Here is a 19,816-nt window from a genome sequence, read left to right as displayed (position 1 = left end):
TGGCGCCCGACGGCGTGGCAGACGGCGTGGCACCGGTGCCGGCTGGGGCTCGCCCCTCGGCGTGGGTGCGCTGGGCGGCGGCGGCGCTGACGGCGCGCGGCGTGGCCACGGCGCGGGTCGACGCCGAGCTGCTGCTGGCCCACGTGCTGCACGTCGACCGTGCGGAGGTGCGCCGACTGGCGGTCCTGGACGCTGCGGTGGACGCCGCGGACCTCGAGCGCTTCGCCGCGCTCGTGGTCCGGCGGGCCGCACGGGAGCCGTTGCAGCACCTGACGGGGACGGCGGCCTTCCGGCACCTCGAGCTCGACGTCGGTCCGGGCGTGTTCGTGCCGCGGCCGGAGACGGAGACGGTGGCCCAGGTGGCGATCGACGAGGCGCGCCGCGCGGTGGCCGCGCGGGGGAGCGCCGTCGTCGTCGACCTGTGCACGGGGTCGGGGGCGATCGCTCTCGCGGTGGCGACGGAGGTGCGGGGGGCGCACGTGCACGCCGTCGAGCTCGACGCCGCCGCCCACGCCTGGGCGGCCCGGAACGTCGCGGCGGTGGGAGCCGGTGCCGACGGGGACCAGTCGTGGGTGCGGCTGGTGCGGGGGGACGCACGCACGGCGCTGGGGGACCTCGACGGCACGGTCGACGTCGTCGTCTCCAACCCGCCGTACGTACCGCCGGGCGCGGTGCCTCGTGACCCGGAGGTCGCCGACCACGACCCGGCCGTGGCGCTCTACGGCCTGGGGGTCGACGGCCTCGAGGTGCCGCGCGGGGTGACGGCGGCCGCCGCTCGGCTGCTGCGGCCGGGGGGCCTGTACGTGATGGAGCACGCGGAGGTGCAGGCCGCCGCCGCGCGCGCGATGGTCGACGCGGTGCGGGTCGGGGGCGGTCCCGGCTTCGAGCCGGCCGCCACCCGCGAGGACCTCACGGGCCGTCCTCGCATGGTGGTGGCCCGACGCCGGTGACGGCCGTCCCGTGCGGTGGTGCGGCGCGCCCTCGATCACCCCGGGCCGCCCGCCCGGACGGCCCGGGGTGATCGAGGGCGCGCCGCTGCGTGACAGACTGGTTCCGTGAGCAGCGTGCACGACGTCACCGACCCGAACACCTGGGGCCCTGGGATCGACGAGGCCGTCAACACGGTCTCCCGAGGCGGGCTCGTCGTCCTCCCCACCGACACCGTCTACGGCATCGGCGCCGACGCCTTCGACGCCGAGGCCGTGGCCGCGCTGCTGGCCGCGAAGGGCCGCGGCCGGCAGATGCCGCCTCCCGTGCTCGTCGCGGACACGCGGACGCTCGACGGCCTCGCCACCGACGTGCCGGACGACGCCCGCCGTCTCGTCGAGGCGTTCTGGCCGGGCGGCTTCACCATCATCCTCACCGCCCAGCCGTCCCTGCAGTGGGACCTGGGGGAGACGCACGGCACGGTGGCCCTGCGCATGCCTGACCACCCGGCCGCTCTGGCCCTGCTGCGGCGCACCGGACCGCTGGCGGTCTCCAGCGCCAACCGCACCGGCAACCCCGCCGCGCTGGACGCGGCCGACGCCCGCGAGCAGCTCGGGGAGGCTGTCGCCGTCTACCTCGACGGCGGCACGGCGCCGGGCGGCGTCGCCTCCACCATCGTGGACGCCACCGTCACGCCGATGCGCGTGGTGCGCGAGGGCGCGGTCCCGCTGGAGCGGCTGCGCGAGGTGGCGCCGGTGCTCGGCGCCGACGAGGAGCCCGAGACCGGTGCCGCGCCCGGGCCCGAGGCCGCTGCGCCGGCCACGGCGACGGAGCCCGAGGCCGCCGGGTGAGGGTCTACCTCCTCCTGATGCTCGTCGCGGCGGCGGTGACGTACCTGTCCACGCCTGCCGCGCGATGGCTGGCGCGGCGCACCCACGCCATCTCGGCGGTGCGCGAGCGCGACGTCCACACGCTGCCCACCCCGCGCCTGGGCGGCATGGCGATCCTGCTGGGCATCGTCGTGGCCGTGCTCGTGGCCTCCCGCATGCCGTTCCTCGAGGGCGTGTTCACCAAGCCGGACGTGTGGGGCATCGTGGGGGGAGCGGTGATCGTCGCCCTGCTCGGCTGGGCCGACGACGTGTGGGACCTGGACTGGATGACCAAGCTGGCCGGCCAGGTGCTGGCGGCAGGGTTCATGGCGTTCATGCACGTCCAGCTGACCACCTGGCCGATACCGGGCCAGCTGACGGTCCCCGGCGCCCGGATGTCGCTGTACGTGACGATCTTCGTGGTGGTGGCCACCATGAACGCGGTCAACTTCGTCGACGGGCTCGACGGGCTGGCGGCGGGGATCATCGCGATCGGCGGCTCGGCGTTCTTCCTGTACACCTACGCCCTGACGCGCCTGGACAGCCCGGACAACTACTCGTCGCTGGCCTCGCTCATGGTGGCCGTCCTGGTGGGGGCCTGTCTGGGGTTCCTGCCCCACAACTTCTACCCGTCGCACATCTTCATGGGCGACTCCGGCTCGATGGTGCTCGGCCTGGTGCTGGCGGGTGCCACGATCTCGGTGACCGGCAACCTCGCCGACGTCGCCTCCCCGGCGCAGGCGCTGCCGTCCTACCTGCCGCTCCTGCTGCCGCTGGCGGTGGTGCTCCTGCCGCTGGTCGACATGGGCATGGCCGTGGTGCGGCGGCTGGTGGCGGGCAAGTCCCCGTTCCACCCCGACCGGATGCACCTGCACCACCGGATGCTGGCGCTCGGGCACTCGCACCGGCGTGCGGTCGTGATCCTGTACGTCTGGACGGCCGTCTTCGCGTTCGGCGCGGTCGCCCTCGTGCAGTGGCACTGGCAGGCCGTGCTGAGCGGTCTGGGTGTCGCCGTGGTGCTGGCCGTCCTGCTGACGCTGGGACCGCTGCGCACGCGCGGGCGCATCCTGGACGACGACGTCGCCTCGGGCGCCGTACCCCTCTCCTCTCTGACCCTGACCGACGCCCCGAACGAAGGACGCACGCCGTGACCCACGACGCCCACGACCCCGCCCAGGACGCCTCTCGCCCCGTGCCGGAGAGCGGTGAGGCCGCGACGGCGCCGGCCTCCGCGGCCCCCGAGGAGGACCGCACGGCGCCCGAGCGGGCGGTGCTGCGCCGGGCCCTGCGTGACACCGGGCTGCTGCTGGCCGCGCTGGCCGTGCTCGGCGTGGGCGTGGGAGCGCTCGTCGCGGGCACGCCGGGGGTGTGGGGTGCCCTGGTGGGCGTCGGTATCGCGGCGTTCTTCAGCGGCACCACGATCTGGTCGATGCTGCGCACGGTGGGTGCCCCGCCGACCCAGATGGCGGTGTTCGTGATGGGCGCCTGGCTGGTCAAGATCGTGGTGCTCGTGGGGGTGCTGGCGTTGCTGCGCGGCCAGGACTTCTACTCGCGCGAGGTGCTGATGGTGGTGCTGCTGGTCGGCGTGGTGGGTTCCGCGCTGCTGGACTACCGGGCTGTCGCGCGCGGGCGGGTCCCGTACGTGCAGCCGTGACCCGCAGCCCCTCCGCAGGTCGCGAGACCGAGGCAACGGTTTGCGCCCTGTTTCACAAGCCGCTGAATCGTGCGGGTGTGCGGTGTTCCGGCTTTCGGAGCAGCGCACATCATCCGGTAGGCTGTGCGCGAATCCATGACGGCCTGGTCCGACGGCGTGCCCACCTTCTGTGGAGCGTCCGGCCTCACGACATCCGGGAGTCCTCCTGTCCACCTCAGTGACGCCTCTGCTGCTCGCCGCCGAGGGTGAAGGCGGCTTCCACGTGCCGTCGATCTCGGAGTTCTTCCCGGCGGCGATCCTCTTCGGAGGGACCCCGTTCGAGTTCAACCGGCTCCACCTGATCCGGATCCTCGCGACGATCGCGCTGCTGACGATCTTCGTCCTCGCCGCGCGCCGGGCCAAGGTCGTGCCGGGGCGCTTCCAGGCGGCGATCGAGCTCGTCCTCGGGTTCGTGCGCAAGAACATCGTCGAAGAGGTGATGGGCGTCGAGCGCGGGCGCCGCTACCTGCCGATGATCACGACGATCTTCGTGACCATCCTGGCCTTCAACCTCACCGGTGTGATCCCGGGCCTCAACCTGGCGGGCACGTCGGTCGCCGGCGTCGCGATCCTGCTGGCGCTGTGGGTGTTCGTCGCCTACTGGGCCGCCGGCATCCGCAAGCACGGGTTCTTCGGCTACCTGCGCAACACGATGTTCCCGCCGGGGATCCCCGCGCCGATCTACGTGATCCTCGCGCCGATCGAGCTGCTGCAGATCCTGATCATCCGGCCGGCCTCGCTGGTCATCCGTCTCACGGCCAACATGGTCGCGGGCCACATCATGCTGGTCCTGTGCTTCGCCGCCACGCACTTCCTGCTGCTCGAGGCGGGCCCGGAGCTCAAGGTCCTGAGCGCGCTGACCCTCGCCGGCGGCCTCGCGATCACGCTCTTCGAGGTGTTCGTCGCAGGGCTGCAGGCCTACATCTTCGCCATCCTCGCCTCCGCGTACATCAACATGTCGCTGGAGGAGGAGCACTGACCTGAGGGTCGGCCTCCGAGCACGTCCGTACCACCGCATCACAGACGCACCACAGAGACACCTGGGCCAGCCTGGTCCCGGTGCCCGACGGAAGGAAAGAAACAGTGGACCTGACCACCCTCGCGGCCATCGACGGCAGCATCAACACCATCGGCTACGGGATCGCGGCCCTGGGTCCGGGCATCGGTCTGGGCATCCTCATCGGCAAGACCGTCGAGGGCATGGCTCGCCAGCCTGAGGTCGCCGGTCAGCTGCGCACCACGATGCTCATCGGTCTGGCGTTCGTCGAGATCCTCGCGCTGCTGGGCTTCGTCGCGGGCTTCATCTACTGATGTCTGCCCCCGATCACCTGCTGGTCCTCGCCGCGGAGGGCGGTGAGGTAGACCCGGTCGAGCTCTTCCTGCCGCCGTTCTACGACTGGTTCTGGTCGGCGATCCTGCTCGTGCTCATCGCCGTGGTGTTCTACCGCGTGGTGCTGCCGAAGTTCCAGGCGGTCCTCGACGAGAGGTCCGAGCTGATCGAGGGCGGCATCGCCAAGGCGCAGCACGCGCAGGAGGCTGCGGACAAGGCCCTCGAGGAGCAGCAGGCGCTGCTCGCCGAGGCCCGGTCCGACGCCGCCCGCACCCGCGAGGAGGCTCGCGAGGAGGGCAAGGCGATCGTCGCCGAGCTCCGTGCCAAGGCCAACGAGGAGGCGGCTCGGATCACCGAGACGGCTCACCGCCAGATCGAGGCCGAGCGCCAGGCTGCGGCCGTGGCGCTTCGTGCCGAGGTCGGTGCGCTCGCCACCGAGCTCGCGTCCAAGATCGTCGGCGAGTCCCTCGCCGACAGCGCGCGCCAGTCGCGCGTCGTGGACCGTTTCCTCGACGACCTCGAGGCGACGCAGGCGGCGGGAGCCGGCGCCTCGACCGGCAAGGAGGGCTGATGCGCGGGACGAGCGGAGCATCGCTGGCCGCGGCGCAGGAGCGCTTCGAGCCGGTGCTGCGCGACGCGGGCGAGGGCGCTCTGGCGCTCGGCGAGCAGCTGTTCGCCGTCGTCGGTGCCCTGGACTCGTCCGGAGCCCTGCGCCGTACGCTCTCGGACCCGTCGCTGCCGGGTGAGGCCAAGGCCGGCGTCGTCGGCCAGGTGCTCGCCGGGTTCGACGGACGCGTGGTCGACCTCGTCTCCGGGCTGGTGCGTTCGCGCTGGTCCGCGGACAAGGACCTGACCGACGCGGTCGAGCGCCTCGGCGTCGACGCGGTGCTGGCCTCGGCCGAGGCCCGCGACGCGCTGCCGACGGTCGAGGACGAGCTCTTCCGCGTCACGCGGGCCCTCCAGGGGCAGCGTGAGGCACGGCAGGTGCTGTCCGACCCGACGACCGCCGCCGAGCGTCGCGCCGCCGTGGTGGACGCGCTCCTGGCGGGCAAGTCCGACCCGGTCACGCTCGTGCTCGCGCGCCGTGCCACGACGTCCCTGCGAGGCCGCCGGTTCGTGGCGTCCCTCCTGGCCGTCGGCGACGCGATCGCGGAGCGTCGTCGGCGCCTCGTCGCGGTGGTCACCACGGCCACCGTGCTCACGCAGGAGCAGACGGACCGCCTCGGGGCTCTCCTGGAGCGCTCCTACGGTCGGGCCGTCCAGCTCAACGTGACTGTCGACCCGGCAGTCGTGGGCGGCCTGCGCATCCAGGTCGGCGCGGACGTCGTCGACTCCACCGTGCTGTCCCGCCTCGCCGGTGCTCGCCGTCGGCTGGCCGGCTGAACCGACTAGGCCCAGCCGGCCGGCGTCGACGGACGCAGCCGGCACGAAGAACGAACGTGAGGCCGCCGACACCGCGGCTACGACAGGAGACAAGCAATGGCTGAGCTGACGATCCGGCCGGAGGACATCCGCTCCGCGCTGGACAGCTTCGTGAAGTCCTACGAGCCCGAGGGGGCGGTGACCGAGGAGGTCGGCCGTGTCACCCTCGCCGCCGACGGCATCGCCAACGTCGAGGGTCTGCCCGGCGCGATGGCCAACGAGCTGCTGCGCTTCGAGGACGGCACGCTCGGCCTCGCGCTCAACCTGGACGTGCGCGAGATCGGTGTCGTCGTCCTCGGCGACTTCACCGGGATCGAGGAGGGCCAGGAGGTCCGCCGCACCGGTGAGGTGCTCTCGGTCCCCGTGGGCGAGGGCTACCTCGGCCGCGTGGTCGACCCGCTGGGCAACCCCATCGACGGCCTGGGCGAGATCGCCACCGAGGGGCGCCGTGCCCTGGAGCTGCAGGCGCCCGGCGTCATGCAGCGCAAGTCGGTGCACGAGCCGCTGCAGACCGGCATCAAGGCGATCGACTCGATGATCCCGATCGGCCGCGGTCAGCGTCAGCTGATCATCGGTGACCGCCAGACGGGCAAGACGGCGATCGCGATCGACACGATCATCAACCAGAAGGCCAACTGGGAGAGCGGCGACCCCACCAAGCAGGTTCGCTGCATCTACGTGGCGATCGGCCAGAAGGGCTCGACCATCGCCTCGGTGCGCGGCGCCCTGGAGGAGGCCGGCGCGCTGGAGTACACGACGATCGTCGCGGCTCCGGCCTCCGACCCCGCGGGCTTCAAGTACCTGGCGCCCTACACCGGCTCGGCCATCGGCCAGCACTGGATGTACGGCGGCAAGCACGTCCTGATCATCTTCGACGACCTGTCGAAGCAGGCCGAGGCCTACCGTGCCGTGTCGCTGCTGCTGCGCCGCCCGCCGGGCCGCGAGGCGTACCCCGGTGACGTCTTCTACCTGCACTCCCGCCTGCTCGAGCGTTGCGCGAAGCTGAGCGACGAGCTGGGCGCGGGCTCGATGACCGGCCTGCCGATGATCGAGACCAAGGCGAACGACGTGTCGGCGTACATCCCGACCAACGTCATCTCCATCACCGACGGCCAGATCTTCCTGCAGTCGGACCTCTTCAACGCCGACCAGCGTCCCGCCGTGGACGTCGGCATCTCGGTGTCCCGCGTCGGCGGTGACGCCCAGATCAAGGCCATGAAGAAGGTCGCCGGCACGCTGAAGCTCGAGCTGGCCCAGTACCGCTCGCTCGAGGCGTTCGCGATGTTCGCGTCCGACCTCGACGCGGCCTCGCGCGGCCAGCTGGCCCGCGGCGCGGCGCTCATGGAGCTGCTCAAGCAGCCTCAGTACACGCCGTTCCCCGTCGAGGAGCAGGTCGTGTCCATCTGGGCCGGCACCAAGGGCAAGCTCGACGACGTCCCGGTCGAGGACATCAAGCGCTTCGAGGCCGAGCTGCTGGAGCACCTGCGCCGCAACTCCGAGGTGCTGACCACGATCGCCTCGTCGGGCAAGCTGGAGAGCGACACGGAGGAGGCGCTGGCCGCCGCCGTGGACCAGTTCCGTGCCGGCTTCCTGAAGGGCGACGGCACCCCGCTCATCGGCGGCGCTGCGGAGGACGACGACGTGACGGTCGAGCAGGAGCAGATCGTCACGGGCAAGAAGGCCTGACGCATGGCCGGAGGATCCCAGCGCGTCTACAGGCAGCGGATCAAGTCGACGCAGTCGCTGAAGAAGATGTTCCGCGCGCAGGAGCTGATCGCGGCCTCCCGCATCGGCAAGGCTCGCGCCCGCACCGCGGCCGCGACCCCCTACGCGCAGGCCATCACGCGGGCCGTGTCCGCGGTGGCGACCCACACGTCGGTCGAGCACCCGCTGACCAGGCCGCGTGTCGACACCGACCGGGTGGCGGTGCTCGTCGTCGCCTCGGACCGTGGCATGGCGGGCTCGTACTCGGCCGCGATCATCCGTGAGGCCGAGCGTCTGCTCGAGCGCCTCGCGGCTGACGGCAAGCAGGTCGACCTGTACGTGGCCGGCCGTCGTGCGGTGACGTACTACCGGTACCGCAACCGTCAGATCGCGGGTCAGTGGTCGTACGGCTCCGACAACCCGACGCCCGAGGTCGCCGACGAGATCGCCACGACGCTCCTCGACGCCTTCATGGCGCCGGCGGCGGAGGGCGGCGTGGGCGAGCTGCACGTGGTCTACACGCAGTTCGTCAACATGGTGACCCAGCGCCCGCGCGTGGTGCGGATGCTGCCGCTCGAGGTGGTCGAGGGCGTGTCCGAGCCCGCGGGCACGCAGCCGCTGTACGACTTCGAGCCTTCCCCCGAGGAGGTGCTCGACGCCCTGCTGCCCCGCTACGTGCGCAGCCGCATCTTCAGCTTCCTGCTGGAGGCGGCAGCGTCCGAGCTGGCCTCGCGCCAGCGGGCGATGCACACGGCGACCGACAACGCCGAGGACCTGATCCGGACCTACACGCGCCTGGCGAACCAGGCTCGCCAGGCGGACATCACCCAGGAGATCAGCGAGATCGTCTCGGGTGCGGACGCCCTCGCCGCCTCGGCGTAGCGGAGACCACCGCTCGCCACGGCGACGACCAGACTGACCCAAGACGACCTTTTCGAAGCGAGGCAAGCAATGACCGCCACCACCGTGGACTCCCCGGTCGAGCACACCAGCGGGCCCGGCGTGGGCCGCGTCGCGCGGGTGATCGGCCCCGTCGTGGACATCGAGTTCCCCGAGGACGCGATCCCCGACATCTACAACGCCCTCACGGTCGAGATCGACCTGTCCTCCCAGGGCGAGGGCGAGAAGAGCTTCACGCTCACGCTCGAGGTCGCCCAGCACCTGGGTGACTCGCTCGTGCGCGCCATCGCGCTCAAGCCGACCGACGGCCTCGTGCGCGGCGCCGCGGTGACCGACACCGGCGCGCCGATCTCGGTGCCCGTCGGTGACATCACCAAGGGCCACGTGTTCGACGTGACCGGCAACGTGCTCAACCTCAAGGAGGGCGAGCAGTTCGAGGTCACCGAGCGCTGGCCGATCCACCGCAAGGCTCCGGCCTTCGACCAGCTCGAGTCGAAGACCCAGATGTTCGAGACGGGCATCAAGGTCATCGACCTGCTGACCCCGTACGTGCAGGGTGGCAAGATCGGCCTCTTCGGTGGTGCGGGCGTCGGCAAGACCGTCCTCATCCAGGAGATGATCCAGCGCGTCGCCCAGGACCACGGCGGTGTGTCGGTGTTCGCCGGTGTCGGTGAGCGCACCCGTGAGGGCAACGACCTCATCCACGAGATGGAGGAGGCCGGCGTCTTCGACAAGACCGCCCTGGTCTTCGGCCAGATGGACGAGCCGCCGGGCACCCGCCTGCGCATCGCCCTGACGGGCCTGACGATGGCGGAGTACTTCCGCGACGTGCAGAAGCAGGACGTGCTGCTGTTCATCGACAACATCTTCCGCTTCACGCAGGCCGGCTCCGAGGTCTCCACGCTGCTCGGCCGCATGCCGTCGGCCGTGGGCTACCAGCCGAACCTGGCGGACGAGATGGGCATCCTGCAGGAGCGCATCACCTCGACCCGCGGTCACTCGATCACCTCGCTGCAGGCGATCTACGTGCCGGCGGACGACTACACCGACCCGGCGCCGGCGACGACGTTCGCCCACCTGGACGCGACGACCGAGCTCTCCCGCGAGATCGCGTCGAAGGGTCTCTACCCGGCGGTGGACCCGCTGACGTCGACCTCGCGCATCCTCGACCCGCGCTACGTGGGCAAGGAGCACTACGAGGTGGCCACGCAGGTCAAGTCGATCCTGCAGCGCAACAAGGAGCTCCAGGACATCATCGCGATCCTCGGTGTGGACGAGCTCTCGGAGGAGGACAAGACGGTCGTCGCGCGTGCGCGTCGTATCCAGCAGTTCCTCTCCCAGAACACGTACATGGCGGAGAAGTTCACCGGTGTGGCCGGCTCGACCGTGCCGCTGTCGGAGACCATCGAGGCGTTCAAGAAGATCGCCGAGGGCGAGTTCGACCACGTCGCCGAGCAGGCCTTCTACAACATCGGTGGCCTCGAGGACCTCGAGCGCAACTGGGCCCGCATCCAGAAGGAGTACGGCGCCTGACGTCGCCGTGACGGCCCGTGCCCGGCTCGCCCGCGGGCCCCGGGCGCGGGCCGTCCTCCCTTCCTCACCGCACCAGCGATAGGAGCAACTTCGTGGCAGAGCTGAGCGTGGACCTCGTGGCCACCGACCGCAAGGTCTGGTCGGGCACGGCGCGTCAGGTGAGCGCCCCCTCGGTCGACGGCCAGATCGGCATCCTGGCGAACCACACGCCGGTCCTGGCCGTGCTGCGTGCTGGCACCGTGTCGGTGACCGGCACGGACGGTCCGGCGGTCGAGGTGCACGTCAGCGGCGGGTTCGTCTCCGTCGACGACAACCTCGTGACCATCGTGGCCGACGACATCACGCCCCTCTCGGGCACCGAGTCTCACCTGGCCTGAGGATCGTCGTGCCTGCCGCTGCCTGGGTCGTCGTCGCCGTCGTGGCCGTCGCGGCGCTGGTGGTGGCCGTGGCGGCCTCGCGGCTCCGGGCGCTGTCGCGACGGGTCGGGTCCTTCCCGTGCCACGCCCGTTCGGCGGGCAACCCGAGCGCGGCGTTCGCTCTGGGCATCGCCCACTACGCGGTGGGCCGCATCGACTGGTACCGGTGCTGGTCGCTGTCGCCCCGCCCGGCCCGGACGTGGAGCCGGGAACGGCTGGTGGTCACCGGCCGGGTGCCGCTCGACCAGGCCGGGCAGCACGACCAGTACCTCGTGCGGTGCCGGTACGACGGCGTGGACTTCGAGCTGTCGATGTCCACTGCGGCGTACGCCGGCCTCGCCTCCTGGCTCGAGGCGGCGCCCCCGGGGCGCCGCGACCTCGTGCTGTAGAAACTCCGGCAAGAACAGGAACTCCTTGCGCCTCGTCGTCGCCCAGTGCTCCGCCCGCTACTCGGGGCGGCTGACCGCTCATCTCCCGCTCGCGACGCGTCTGCTGGTCGTCAAGGCCGACGGCAGCGTGCTGCTGCACTCCGACGGTGGCTCGTACAAGCCGTTGAACTGGATGAGCCCGCCGTGCACGCTCCGGGTCTCGGATCCCGACGCGGAGGCGACGGCGCGCGGCGTCACGCAGGTGTGGACGGTGCAGCACACGAAGTCCGACGACCGCCTGGAGATCGAGCTGCACGAGGTGGCGCACGACTCGAGCCACGAGCTCGGCGTCGATCCCGGGCTGATCAAGGACGGCGTCGAGGCGCACCTGCAGGAGCTCCTCGCCGCGCAGATCGCGCTCCTCGGCGACGGTCACTCGCTCGTGCGCCGCGAGTACATGACCGCCATCGGCCCGGTGGACATCCTCGCCCGTGCCCCCGAGGGTGGGCACGTGGCCGTGGAGATCAAGCGGCGCGGGGACATCGACGGCGTGGAGCAGCTGACCCGTTACCTGGAGCTGCTCAACCGCGACCCGCTGCTGGCGCCGGTCCGGGGGATCTTCGCAGCGCAGGAGATCAAGCCGCAGGCCCGCGTGCTGGCCAAGGACCGCGGCATCGCGTGCCTGCTGCTCGACTACGACGCGATGCGTGGTGTCGACGACGCGGACTCACGACTGTTCTGAGCATGTCGTGGTGCGGGAGGATGCGGCCATGACCGACCGCGTCCCAGACCCGAACGTCCCGATGGTGCTGCGGGGCCGGGTGGTCCTCCCGGACACCGTGCTCGACGACGGCGTCGTCGTCGTGACGGGGGACCGGCTCGCGTTCGTGGGCCCGGTGGAGGACGCCCTGACGCTGGGGTTCCTGCCCGGTGCGCCGCCGGCTGCGGCGCCCGGCACGACCGTGCTGCCGGGGCTGGTGGACCTGCACAACCACGGTGGCGGGGGAGCCAGCTTCCCGGACGCCACGACTCCGGACGAGGTGCGGACCGCGGTGGAGGCGCACCTGGGGGCCGGGACGACGACGATGCTCGGCTCGCTCGTGACCGCTTCCCGCGAGACGCTCCTGGAGCGAGCCGTCCTCCTGGGCTCGCTCGTCGAGCGCGGGCTCCTGGCGGGCATCCATGCCGAGGGGCCGTTCCTGTCCCACGAGCGACGCGGGGCCCAGAGCCCTGAGCACCTGCTGCCGGGCGACGTCGGCCTCTTGCGCGAGCTCGTCGCAGCGTCAGGGGGGCACCTGCGGACGATGACGGTGGCGCCGGAGGTGCCGGGCGTCGTCGGCCCGGGCGGGGTGGCCGAGGCGCTCGTGGAGGCGGGGGTCGTGCCGTCTCTCGGGCACACTGCGGGCTCGGCGGAGCAGGCCGAGGCGCTGGTCGCTCAGGTGGCGCCCGCGCTGCGCGCGCGGGCTGCGGACGGTGGCCCGGCGCGGGAGATGACGGTGACGCACCTGTTCAACGGGATGCCGCCGCTGCACCACCGTGATCCCGGGCCGGTGGCCGCCTGCATGGCCGCGGCGGGTCGTGGCGAGGTGGTGGCCGAGCTCGTGGGGGACGGCGTGCACCTGGCCCCGGCGACGGTCCGGTCGATGTTCGGTGCCCTGGGGGCGGATCGCCTGGCCCTGGTCACGGACGCGATGGCGGCCGCGGGGATGCCGGACGGTTCGTACGAGCTGGGGCCGATGGCGGTGACGGTACACGGCGGTGTCGCGCGCCTGGTGGACCCGGCCCGCCCGCAGGACCCGCACGCCGGGGCGATCGCCGGCGGGACCGCGCGGCTGGTCGACGTCGTGCGGGCGACGGTGACGGCGGGTGTCCCGCTCGCGGACGCCGTGCGGTCGGCGTCGTGGGTGCCTGCGCGCGTGCTGGGGCTCTCGGACGTCGGGGGGCTGGTGGCCGGTCGGCGCGCGGACGTGCTGGTCACCGACGGCGACCTGCGTCCGCTCCTGGTGCTGCGTGCGGGGTCGCGCGTCGGCTGACGGGAGGGTGAAGTCTTCCGCCCGGTGCGGGGGCGTGTCGTCGTGGCGCGAGGGTGGTCAGCGCCACAGGACGTGTCGACCGAGGCGTGTTTCTCAGGATCTGAGACACCCGCCGGGGTGCACAGCCTGTGGATCTCCGTCGTCCACGGGTTGTGGACAACCGCCGTGGCGAAGCCGTCGGCGGCGGGCCGGAGCCACCTGTCCGGACCCGCAGAACGGCGCGCCGGTGCACGGATCGGTGGACGGTCGCGGGGGTCGCGGGTGACTCGACGGAGACGTCGCGCGTCACGGTGGGTGCCTGTGGGTAGCGCGTGCAAACATGAGCCATGGCGTCCCCGCGCGGTGTCCAGCGTCCGGCCACGACACGCCGTGACCACAACATCTCGTTGTCCCGCGCCCGGCAGCCACTAGGTGTAGTGTTTGAGTCCTGAGGGCGCCACAGGCCCTCTCGCAAACCACACCGGCGTAACTTCACCGGTGTCGTTCCAGGTCAGCGGTACGACGGGCCCCGGCGGGGGCGAAGACAGGGGAGACGGACATGAGCATCACGGTCTACAGCAAGCCGGCCTGCGTGCAGTGCGACGCGACCTACCGAGCCCTCGACAAGAAGGGCATCGAGTACACGGTCGTCGACATCACGCAGGACGCGGAGGCGCTGGAGATGGTGCGCGGTCTCGGCTACCTGCAGGCCCCCGTCGTCGTCGCGGGCGACAAGCACTGGTCCGGCTTCCGCCCCGACCAGATCAGCGCGCTCGCCGCAGCCCGCCAGGCTGCCTCGGCCTGACGCCTCGTGCTGCGGGCGCCAGGGGGCGCCCGCAGCGCCTGCACCACCAGCACGCGACGGGGGGAGAGTGACATGGCGTCGCTCGTCTACTTCTCCAGCGTCTCGGAGAACACCCACCGGTTCGTCCAGCGCCTCGGTCTCGAGGATCTGGGGATGCCGGTGCACCGCATCCCCCTGCGCCCCACGGACGGGTTCCTCACCGTCGACGAGCCGTACGTCCTCATGGCCCCGACCTACGGCGGGGGCAACGAGGGCGGCGCGGTACCGCGGCAGGTCCGCCGCTTCCTGAACGACGAGCACAACCGGTCGTTGATCCGCGGCGTCATCGCCGCCGGCAACACCAACTTCGGCGCTGCCTACTGCATCGCCGGCGACATCATCTCCGCGAAGTGCCAGGTCCCGTACCTGTACGCCTTCGAACTCCTGGGAACGGCCGAGGACGCGCAGCGCGTCCGTGACGGATTGGGACGATTTTGGCAACGACAGTCACTGATCTCGGCGTGAGCGCGACCTCGCCGGCGGGCGACGCCCCCGTGCCCGTGCAGAGCCTGCAGATGGACTACCACGCGCTCAACGCGATGCTGAACCTCTACGGGCCGGACGGGAAGATCCAGTTCGAGAAGGACCGCGAGGCGGCCCGCCAGTACTTCCTGCAGCACGTCATCCCGAACACGATCGAGTTCGAGTCGCTCGAGGCCAAGCTCCGCTACCTGGTCGACAACGAGTACTACGAGGGCGCCGTGCTCGAGAAGTACTCGCCGGAGTTCGTCAAGGACCTGTTCCGCCTCGCGTACTCCAAGGACTTCCGCTTCGAGACGTTCCTGGGCGCCTTCAAGTACTACACGTCGTACACGCTCAAGACGTTCGACGGGAAGAAGTACCTCGAGCGCTTCGAGGACCGCGTCTCGATGGTGGCGCTCGGCCTGGCCGACGGCGACGAGCAGCTCGCCCGCGAGATCGTCGAGGAGGTCGTGGCAGGGCGTTTCCAGCCCGCGACGCCGACCTTCCTCAACGTGGGCAAGGCGCAGCGCGGCGAGCCCGTGTCCTGCTTCCTGCTGCGCATCGAGGACAACATGGAGTCCATCGCGCGCGGCATCAACTCCGCCCTGCAGCTCTCGAAGCGTGGCGGCGGCGTGGCCCTGCTGCTCAGCAACATCCGTGAGCACGGTGCACCGATCAAGCACATCGAGAACCAGTCGTCCGGCGTCATCCCCGTGATGAAGCTGCTCGAGGACTCGTTCAGCTACGCCAACCAGCTCGGTGCCCGCCAGGGTGCCGGTGCGGTCTACCTGCACGCCCACCACCCGGACATCCTGCGGTTCCTCGACACCAAGCGCGAGAACGCCGACGAGAAGATCCGCATCAAGACGCTCTCGCTGGGCGTCGTGGTCCCGGACATCACGTTCGAGCTCGCGAAGCAGAACAAGGACATGCACCTGTTCTCGCCGTACGACGTCGAGCGGGTGTACGGCAAGCCGTTCGCGGACATCTCGATCACGGAGAAGTACGACGAGCTGGTCGCGGACGACCGCATCCGCAAGACGACGATCTCGGCGCGCGACTTCTTCCAGACGCTCGCGGAGCTGCAGTTCGAGTCGGGCTACCCGTACATCATGTTCGAGGACACGGTGAACGAGGCGAACCCGATCAAGGGCCGCATCACCCACTCGAACCTGTGCTCGGAGATCCTGCAGGTCTCGACGCCGTCGACGTTCAACGAGGACCTGTCCTACGAGACCGTCGGCCGGGACATCTCCTGCAACCTCGGCTCGCTCAACATCGCCAAGGCGATGGACTCGCCCGACTTCGGCAAGACCATCGACACCGCGATCCGCGCGCTGACCGCCGTCTCCGACCAGACCAGCATCGAGTCGGTGCCGTCGATCAAGCTGGCCAACGAGATGGGTCACGCGATCGGTCTCGGCCAGATGAACCTGCACGGCTACCTCGCCCGGGAGCGCATCTTCTACGGGTCCGAGGAGGGCGTGGACTTCACGAACATCTACTTCTACACGGTGGCCTACCACGCGATCGCGGCGTCGAACCGCCTGGCGATCGAGCGCGGCCGCGCCTTCGGCGGCTTCGAGGACTCGAAGTACGCGACGGGCGAGTACTTCGACAAGTACACCGAGCAGGAGTGGAAGCCGGCCACCGACCGCGTCGCCCGGCTGTTCGCCGAGGCCGGCGTCGCCATCCCGACGCAGGACGACTGGCGTGCGCTCAAGGCCTCGGTCATGGAGCACGGCATCTACAACCAGAACCTCCAGGCCGTGCCGCCGACCGGTTCGATCAGCTACATCAACAACTCGACGTCGTCGATCCACCCGGTGCCGGCCAAGATCGAGATCCGCAAGGAGGGCAAGCTCGGGCGCGTGTACTACCCGGCGCCCTACATGACGAACGACAACCTGGAGTACTACCAGGACGCGTACGAGATCGGCTACGAGAAGATCATCGACACCTACGCCGCGGCGACGCAGCACGTCGACCAGGGTCTGTCGCTGACCCTGTTCTTCCCGGACACCGTCACCACGCGCGACGTCAACAAGGCGCAGATCTACGCCTGGCGCAAGGGCATCAAGACCCTCTACTACATCCGCCTGCGGCAGATGGCCCTCGAGGGCACCGAGGTCGAGAACTGCGTCAGCTGCATGCTCTGACCTGACGACGGCGGCGGGCTGCGGCCCGCCGCCGTCAGTCCGCGCACGCGGGCACCCGACGTCTACCTCCCGTACGCACCGAACAAGGACCGCGCATGTCTCCCACGGGCAAGCTCAAGCTCATCGACCGCGTCACCGCGATCAACTGGAACCGCCTCCAGGACGAGAAGGACCTCGAGGTCTGGGACCGTCTGGTCGGCAACTTCTGGCTGCCGGAGAAGGTGCCGGTCTCCAACGACATCCAGTCGTGGGCGACCCTCTCCGAGGCGGAGAAGGTCATGACCACGCGCGTGTTCACCGGCCTGACGCTGCTGGACACCATCCAGGGCACCGTGGGTGCGGTCTCGCTCATCCCGGACGCGCTGACGCCTCACGAGGAGGCGGTGTACACCAACATCGCGTTCATGGAGTCGGTGCACGCCAAGTCGTACTCCTCGATCTTCTCCACGCTGATCTCGACCAAGGAGATCGACGAGGCGTTCGCGTGGTCGGAGGAGAACCCGAACCTGCAGCGCAAGGCCGAGATCGTCCTCGACTACTACCGGGGCGACGACCCGCTCAAGCGCAAGGTCGCCTCGACCATGCTCGAGTCGTTCCTGTTCTACTCCGGCTTCTACGCGCCGATGTACTGGTCGAGCCGGGCCAAGCTGACGAACACGGCCGACCTGATCCGCCTGATCATCCGCGACGAGGCGGTGCACGGGTACTACATCGGCTACAAGTTCCAGAAGGGGCTGCAGCAGGTCTCGCAGGCGGAGCAGGACGAGCTCAAGGCGTACACGTTCGAGCTGCTCTTCGAGCTGTACGAGAACGAGGTCGAGTACACCGAGGCGCTCTACGGCGAGCTCAGGCTGACCGAGGACGTCAAGAAGTTCCTGCGCTACAACGCCAACAAGGCCCTGATGAACCTGGGCTACGAGGCGCTGTTCCCCAAGGAGGAGACGGACGTCAACCCGGCCATCCTGGCGGCGCTGTCCCCGAACGCGGACGAGAACCACGACTTCTTCTCCGGCTCGGGCTCCTCGTACGTCATCGGCAAGGCCGTCGACACCACGGACGACGACTGGGACTTCTGAGCCCGTCCCGGCAGGGCTGGCCCCGACGTCGGGGGAGCACGGAGGCCCGGAACCGCAGCACTGCGGTTCCGGGCCTCCGTGCGTCCCGCGCGGCGTCAGCCCCTGTGGCTCACCAGAGGCGCACGCGTGTGCTCCCGCCGGTCAGGCCCGCGAGCGGCCCGGGCGGGTACAGGGTGCCGGCGGCCTTGCGGGTGCCGACGACGTCGACGTCGGCCACCAGGGGGCTGCCGTCGGGGTTCTCGTAGCCGGCGCCGGCGATGCGCACGCGGCCCAGGTCGGCCCCGGTGACGACGCCGCTGATCGGTGCGACGAGCTCGCCCGGCAGGTCGGCCTCCAGCCAGACCTCGCCGCCGTCGTCGACGACGCGGACGGCGGCCTCGCTCGCCACGACGCGGGGCGACTCCTCGTGCGAGACCGGCCGTGCGCCGTCGGCGTAGGCGTTCGTCCGCACGTAGGCGGGCTGGCGCTCGAGGTGGAACCGGGAGTGGTCGCCGGTGCCGTCGGCCGAGTGGATCCGGTCCAGGTACTCCTGCCACGTGCCCGGGGCGCCCTCGTACGCGTGCGTGCCGAACGACTCGGGCGGGAACTCCGCGAGGACCAGCGGTGCATCGGGGCCGTAGACGCCGTGGTGCGCGCCGACGAACAGGTTGCCGACGTACCGGTCGTCGCCGGCGTAGACGAACGCGTACCCCGCCGGCTGGGTGGAGTGGGGCAGGTGGTAGGGCGTCGCGCGGTCCAGCACGGCCTGCATGCGCACGGCTCCCAGCACCAGGTTGTTGACGAACGCGTTGCCCTGGCTGAACAGCTCGATCGCGATGGGGGAGGCGAGGACGTTGTGGTCCAGCGTGGTGGGGCCGTGCGCCACCTCGACGAACAGGTCGCGGATGTTGCGGTAGAGCACGTTGCGGGTGATGCGGGTGCCCTGGACCTGCCAGTCGAGCCAGATGCCCAGCGTCGTGTCGTGGATGCGGTTGTGCGCGATGGTGACGTCGACGGGGGCGTGCAGCTTGATGCCGCCGATCTCGTACCCGTAGAACTCGTGCTTGGTGCCGATGTGGTGGATGTGGTTGTCCTCGATCGTGGAGAACACGCACCCCAGGTGGCCGACGATGCCGTTCTGGCCGCAGTCGCGGATCTCGTTGCGTCGTACCACGTGCGAGCCGACGTGCTCGCGGTCCCAGCCCTGGCCGAGCGCCGTGAAGACGGACTCGATCTGGTACTGGTAGCCGGGCTTGTCGCCGCGCTCGTAGCCGAAGTTGTCGCCGCTGGCGGCGTTCTTGCCCAGGGAGATGCCGGAGCACTTGGCGTCGCGGACGAGGTTGTCCTCGATGATCCAGCCCTTGGCCCAGTTGGGGCCGACGAGCCCGGGCTGGTCCGCGGTGGGCGGGGTCCAGGGGGTCGCGGCCTGGGCCAGCTCGAAGCCGCGCACGGTGATGTAGTCCAGGTGGCTGCGCTCGGGGTAGAACACGGCCGGGCGGACGTTGATCTCGACCAGCTCGGCGTTCGGGTCGGCCTCCTGGAAGTTCGCCCAGATCGTGGTGACGTCGTCGGACACCTCGGCGAACCACACGTGGACGGTCTGGTCGGGGTCCAAGAGATCGGTCTCCAGCGCCGTCCACGGGTAGCGCGTGCGCGTGCGGCGCTCGGGGGCACGCACCTCCTCGCGGGAGTGCACCTCGTAGAAGGAGCGGCCGTTCAGGTAGACGTCGCCCCGGTGGGCCAGGATCCCGCCCGGACCCGGGTGCAGCCAGTCGCCCACGACGGGGGAGTCGAACGGGTTGAAGTCCCCGAACAGTGTGTTCGGCACCTCCGCGCGCCACACGCCCTCACCCTCGGGGACCCAGTCCTTGACCACCTCGGAGCCCTTGATCGCCACGTGCTCGCCCGGGGCCGCCTCGAACGTGATGCGCAGGGTGTCGCTGACCCCGCCCCGCACCGGTCGCACCCATTCGCGGTAGGTGCCCTCGTGGACGCGCACGGTGTCGCCCGGCATGGCGGCTCGCGCGGCACGGTTGATGGTCCGGAACGGGGCGTCGGCCGAGCCGTCCGCCCGGTCGGAGCCGGTGGTGGTGACGTGCAGGATGGACACGACAGCGCCTTT

20 protein-coding genes are annotated in these 19,816 nt (G+C 70.6%); 19 read left to right on the top strand and 1 reads right to left on the bottom strand.

Annotated elements, in window-relative coordinates; translation table 11 throughout:
- The first annotated feature begins 35 nt into the window (after nt 1–35).
- The 19 genes from prmC (at nt 36) to nrdF (ending at nt 17,715) form a co-directional block, all read left to right on the top strand.
- Entirely contained in the window at nt 36–950 is a 915-nt protein-coding gene (prmC, locus tag DNL40_RS13670) for a peptide chain release factor N(5)-glutamine methyltransferase (RefSeq protein WP_111251850.1), read from the top strand.
- 105 nt (nt 951–1,055) lie between these two features.
- Nucleotides 1,056–1,778 (top strand): L-threonylcarbamoyladenylate synthase, encoded by a 723-nt coding sequence (locus DNL40_RS13665; RefSeq protein ID WP_425450786.1) that lies wholly within the window; start codon nt 1,056–1,058, stop codon nt 1,776–1,778.
- On the top strand, nt 1,775–2,947 hold the full coding sequence (locus DNL40_RS13660; protein ID WP_111251813.1) for a glycosyltransferase family 4 protein: 1,173 nt from the start codon (nt 1,775–1,777) through the stop codon (nt 2,945–2,947). Before DNL40_RS13665 ends, DNL40_RS13660 begins: the two co-directional genes overlap by 4 nt.
- Nucleotides 2,944–3,450: a Cg1360 family ATP-synthase-associated protein gene (locus DNL40_RS13655; protein ID WP_342766651.1), complete on the top strand. Its 507-nt coding sequence runs from the start codon at nt 2,944–2,946 to the stop codon at nt 3,448–3,450. Before DNL40_RS13660 ends, DNL40_RS13655 begins: the two co-directional genes overlap by 4 nt.
- 217 nt (nt 3,451–3,667) lie before the next feature.
- On the top strand, nt 3,668–4,468 hold the full coding sequence (gene atpB, locus DNL40_RS13650; RefSeq protein ID WP_245885934.1) for a F0F1 ATP synthase subunit A: 801 nt from the start codon (nt 3,668–3,670) through the stop codon (nt 4,466–4,468).
- Nucleotides 4,469–4,572: 104 nt separating this feature from the next.
- Nucleotides 4,573–4,800, top strand: a complete 228-nt coding sequence (atpE, locus tag DNL40_RS13645) for an ATP synthase F0 subunit C (RefSeq protein ID WP_111251812.1) — start codon at nt 4,573–4,575, stop codon at nt 4,798–4,800.
- A complete protein-coding gene (locus DNL40_RS13640) occupies nt 4,800–5,390 on the top strand; it encodes a F0F1 ATP synthase subunit B (protein ID WP_111251811.1) in 591 nt (196 codons plus the stop codon). Before atpE ends, DNL40_RS13640 begins: the two co-directional genes overlap by 1 nt.
- Nucleotides 5,390–6,202, top strand: a complete 813-nt coding sequence (locus DNL40_RS13635) for a F0F1 ATP synthase subunit delta (protein WP_111251810.1) — start codon at nt 5,390–5,392, stop codon at nt 6,200–6,202. Before DNL40_RS13640 ends, DNL40_RS13635 begins: the two co-directional genes overlap by 1 nt.
- 96 nt (nt 6,203–6,298) lie before the next feature.
- Nucleotides 6,299–7,927 (top strand): F0F1 ATP synthase subunit alpha, encoded by a 1,629-nt coding sequence (atpA, locus tag DNL40_RS13630; RefSeq protein WP_111251809.1) that lies wholly within the window; start codon nt 6,299–6,301, stop codon nt 7,925–7,927.
- A 3-nt stretch (nt 7,928–7,930) separates the two neighbouring features.
- A complete protein-coding gene (locus DNL40_RS13625; RefSeq protein WP_111251808.1) occupies nt 7,931–8,827 on the top strand; it encodes a F0F1 ATP synthase subunit gamma in 897 nt (298 codons plus the stop codon).
- Nucleotides 8,828–8,896: 69 nt separating this feature from the next.
- Nucleotides 8,897–10,378 carry a F0F1 ATP synthase subunit beta gene (atpD, locus tag DNL40_RS13620; protein ID WP_111251807.1) on the top strand — a complete coding sequence of 494 codons (1,482 nt, stop codon included), beginning with the start codon at nt 8,897–8,899 and terminating at the stop codon, nt 10,376–10,378.
- A 92-nt stretch (nt 10,379–10,470) separates the two neighbouring features.
- Nucleotides 10,471–10,755 (top strand): F0F1 ATP synthase subunit epsilon, encoded by a 285-nt coding sequence (locus DNL40_RS13615; RefSeq protein WP_111251806.1) that lies wholly within the window; start codon nt 10,471–10,473, stop codon nt 10,753–10,755.
- Nucleotides 10,756–10,763: 8 nt separating this feature from the next.
- Nucleotides 10,764–11,183, top strand: a complete 420-nt coding sequence (locus tag DNL40_RS13610; protein WP_111251805.1) for a DUF2550 domain-containing protein — start codon at nt 10,764–10,766, stop codon at nt 11,181–11,183.
- Between the two features lie 25 nt (nt 11,184–11,208).
- Complete coding sequence (gene nucS / locus DNL40_RS13605; protein WP_111251804.1) at nt 11,209–11,904, top strand: endonuclease NucS; 696 nt, start codon at nt 11,209–11,211, stop codon at nt 11,902–11,904.
- A 28-nt stretch (nt 11,905–11,932) separates the two neighbouring features.
- Nucleotides 11,933–13,195 (top strand): N-acetylglucosamine-6-phosphate deacetylase, encoded by a 1,263-nt coding sequence (locus DNL40_RS13600; protein WP_111251803.1) that lies wholly within the window; start codon nt 11,933–11,935, stop codon nt 13,193–13,195.
- Nucleotides 13,196–13,733: 538 nt separating this feature from the next.
- Entirely contained in the window at nt 13,734–13,979 is a 246-nt protein-coding gene (gene nrdH / locus DNL40_RS13595) for a glutaredoxin-like protein NrdH (protein WP_111251802.1), read from the top strand.
- A 72-nt stretch (nt 13,980–14,051) separates the two neighbouring features.
- Entirely contained in the window at nt 14,052–14,483 is a 432-nt protein-coding gene (gene nrdI / locus DNL40_RS13590; protein WP_111251801.1) for a class Ib ribonucleoside-diphosphate reductase assembly flavoprotein NrdI, read from the top strand.
- A 50-nt stretch (nt 14,484–14,533) separates the two neighbouring features.
- Entirely contained in the window at nt 14,534–16,639 is a 2,106-nt protein-coding gene (gene nrdE / locus DNL40_RS13585) for a class 1b ribonucleoside-diphosphate reductase subunit alpha (RefSeq protein ID WP_111251846.1), read from the top strand.
- Between the two features lie 95 nt (nt 16,640–16,734).
- Nucleotides 16,735–17,715: a class 1b ribonucleoside-diphosphate reductase subunit beta gene (nrdF, locus tag DNL40_RS13580; RefSeq protein ID WP_111251800.1), complete on the top strand. Its 981-nt coding sequence runs from the start codon at nt 16,735–16,737 to the stop codon at nt 17,713–17,715.
- Nucleotides 17,716–17,824: 109 nt separating this feature from the next.
- On the opposite strand, the gene DNL40_RS13575 is transcribed toward nrdF, so the two are convergent.
- Nucleotides 17,825–19,804 carry a right-handed parallel beta-helix repeat-containing protein gene (locus DNL40_RS13575; protein WP_111251799.1) on the bottom strand — a complete coding sequence of 660 codons (1,980 nt, stop codon included), beginning with the start codon at nt 19,802–19,804 and terminating at the stop codon, nt 17,825–17,827.
- Nucleotides 19,805–19,816 lie beyond the last annotated feature (12 nt).

Source organism: Xylanimonas oleitrophica (genome assembly GCF_003244315.1).
GTDB lineage: Bacteria > Actinomycetota > Actinomycetes > Actinomycetales > Cellulomonadaceae > Xylanimonas_A > Xylanimonas_A oleitrophica.
Note: the sequence above shows the minus strand (reverse complement) of the source record. Positions and strands in the feature narration are given on the sequence as shown.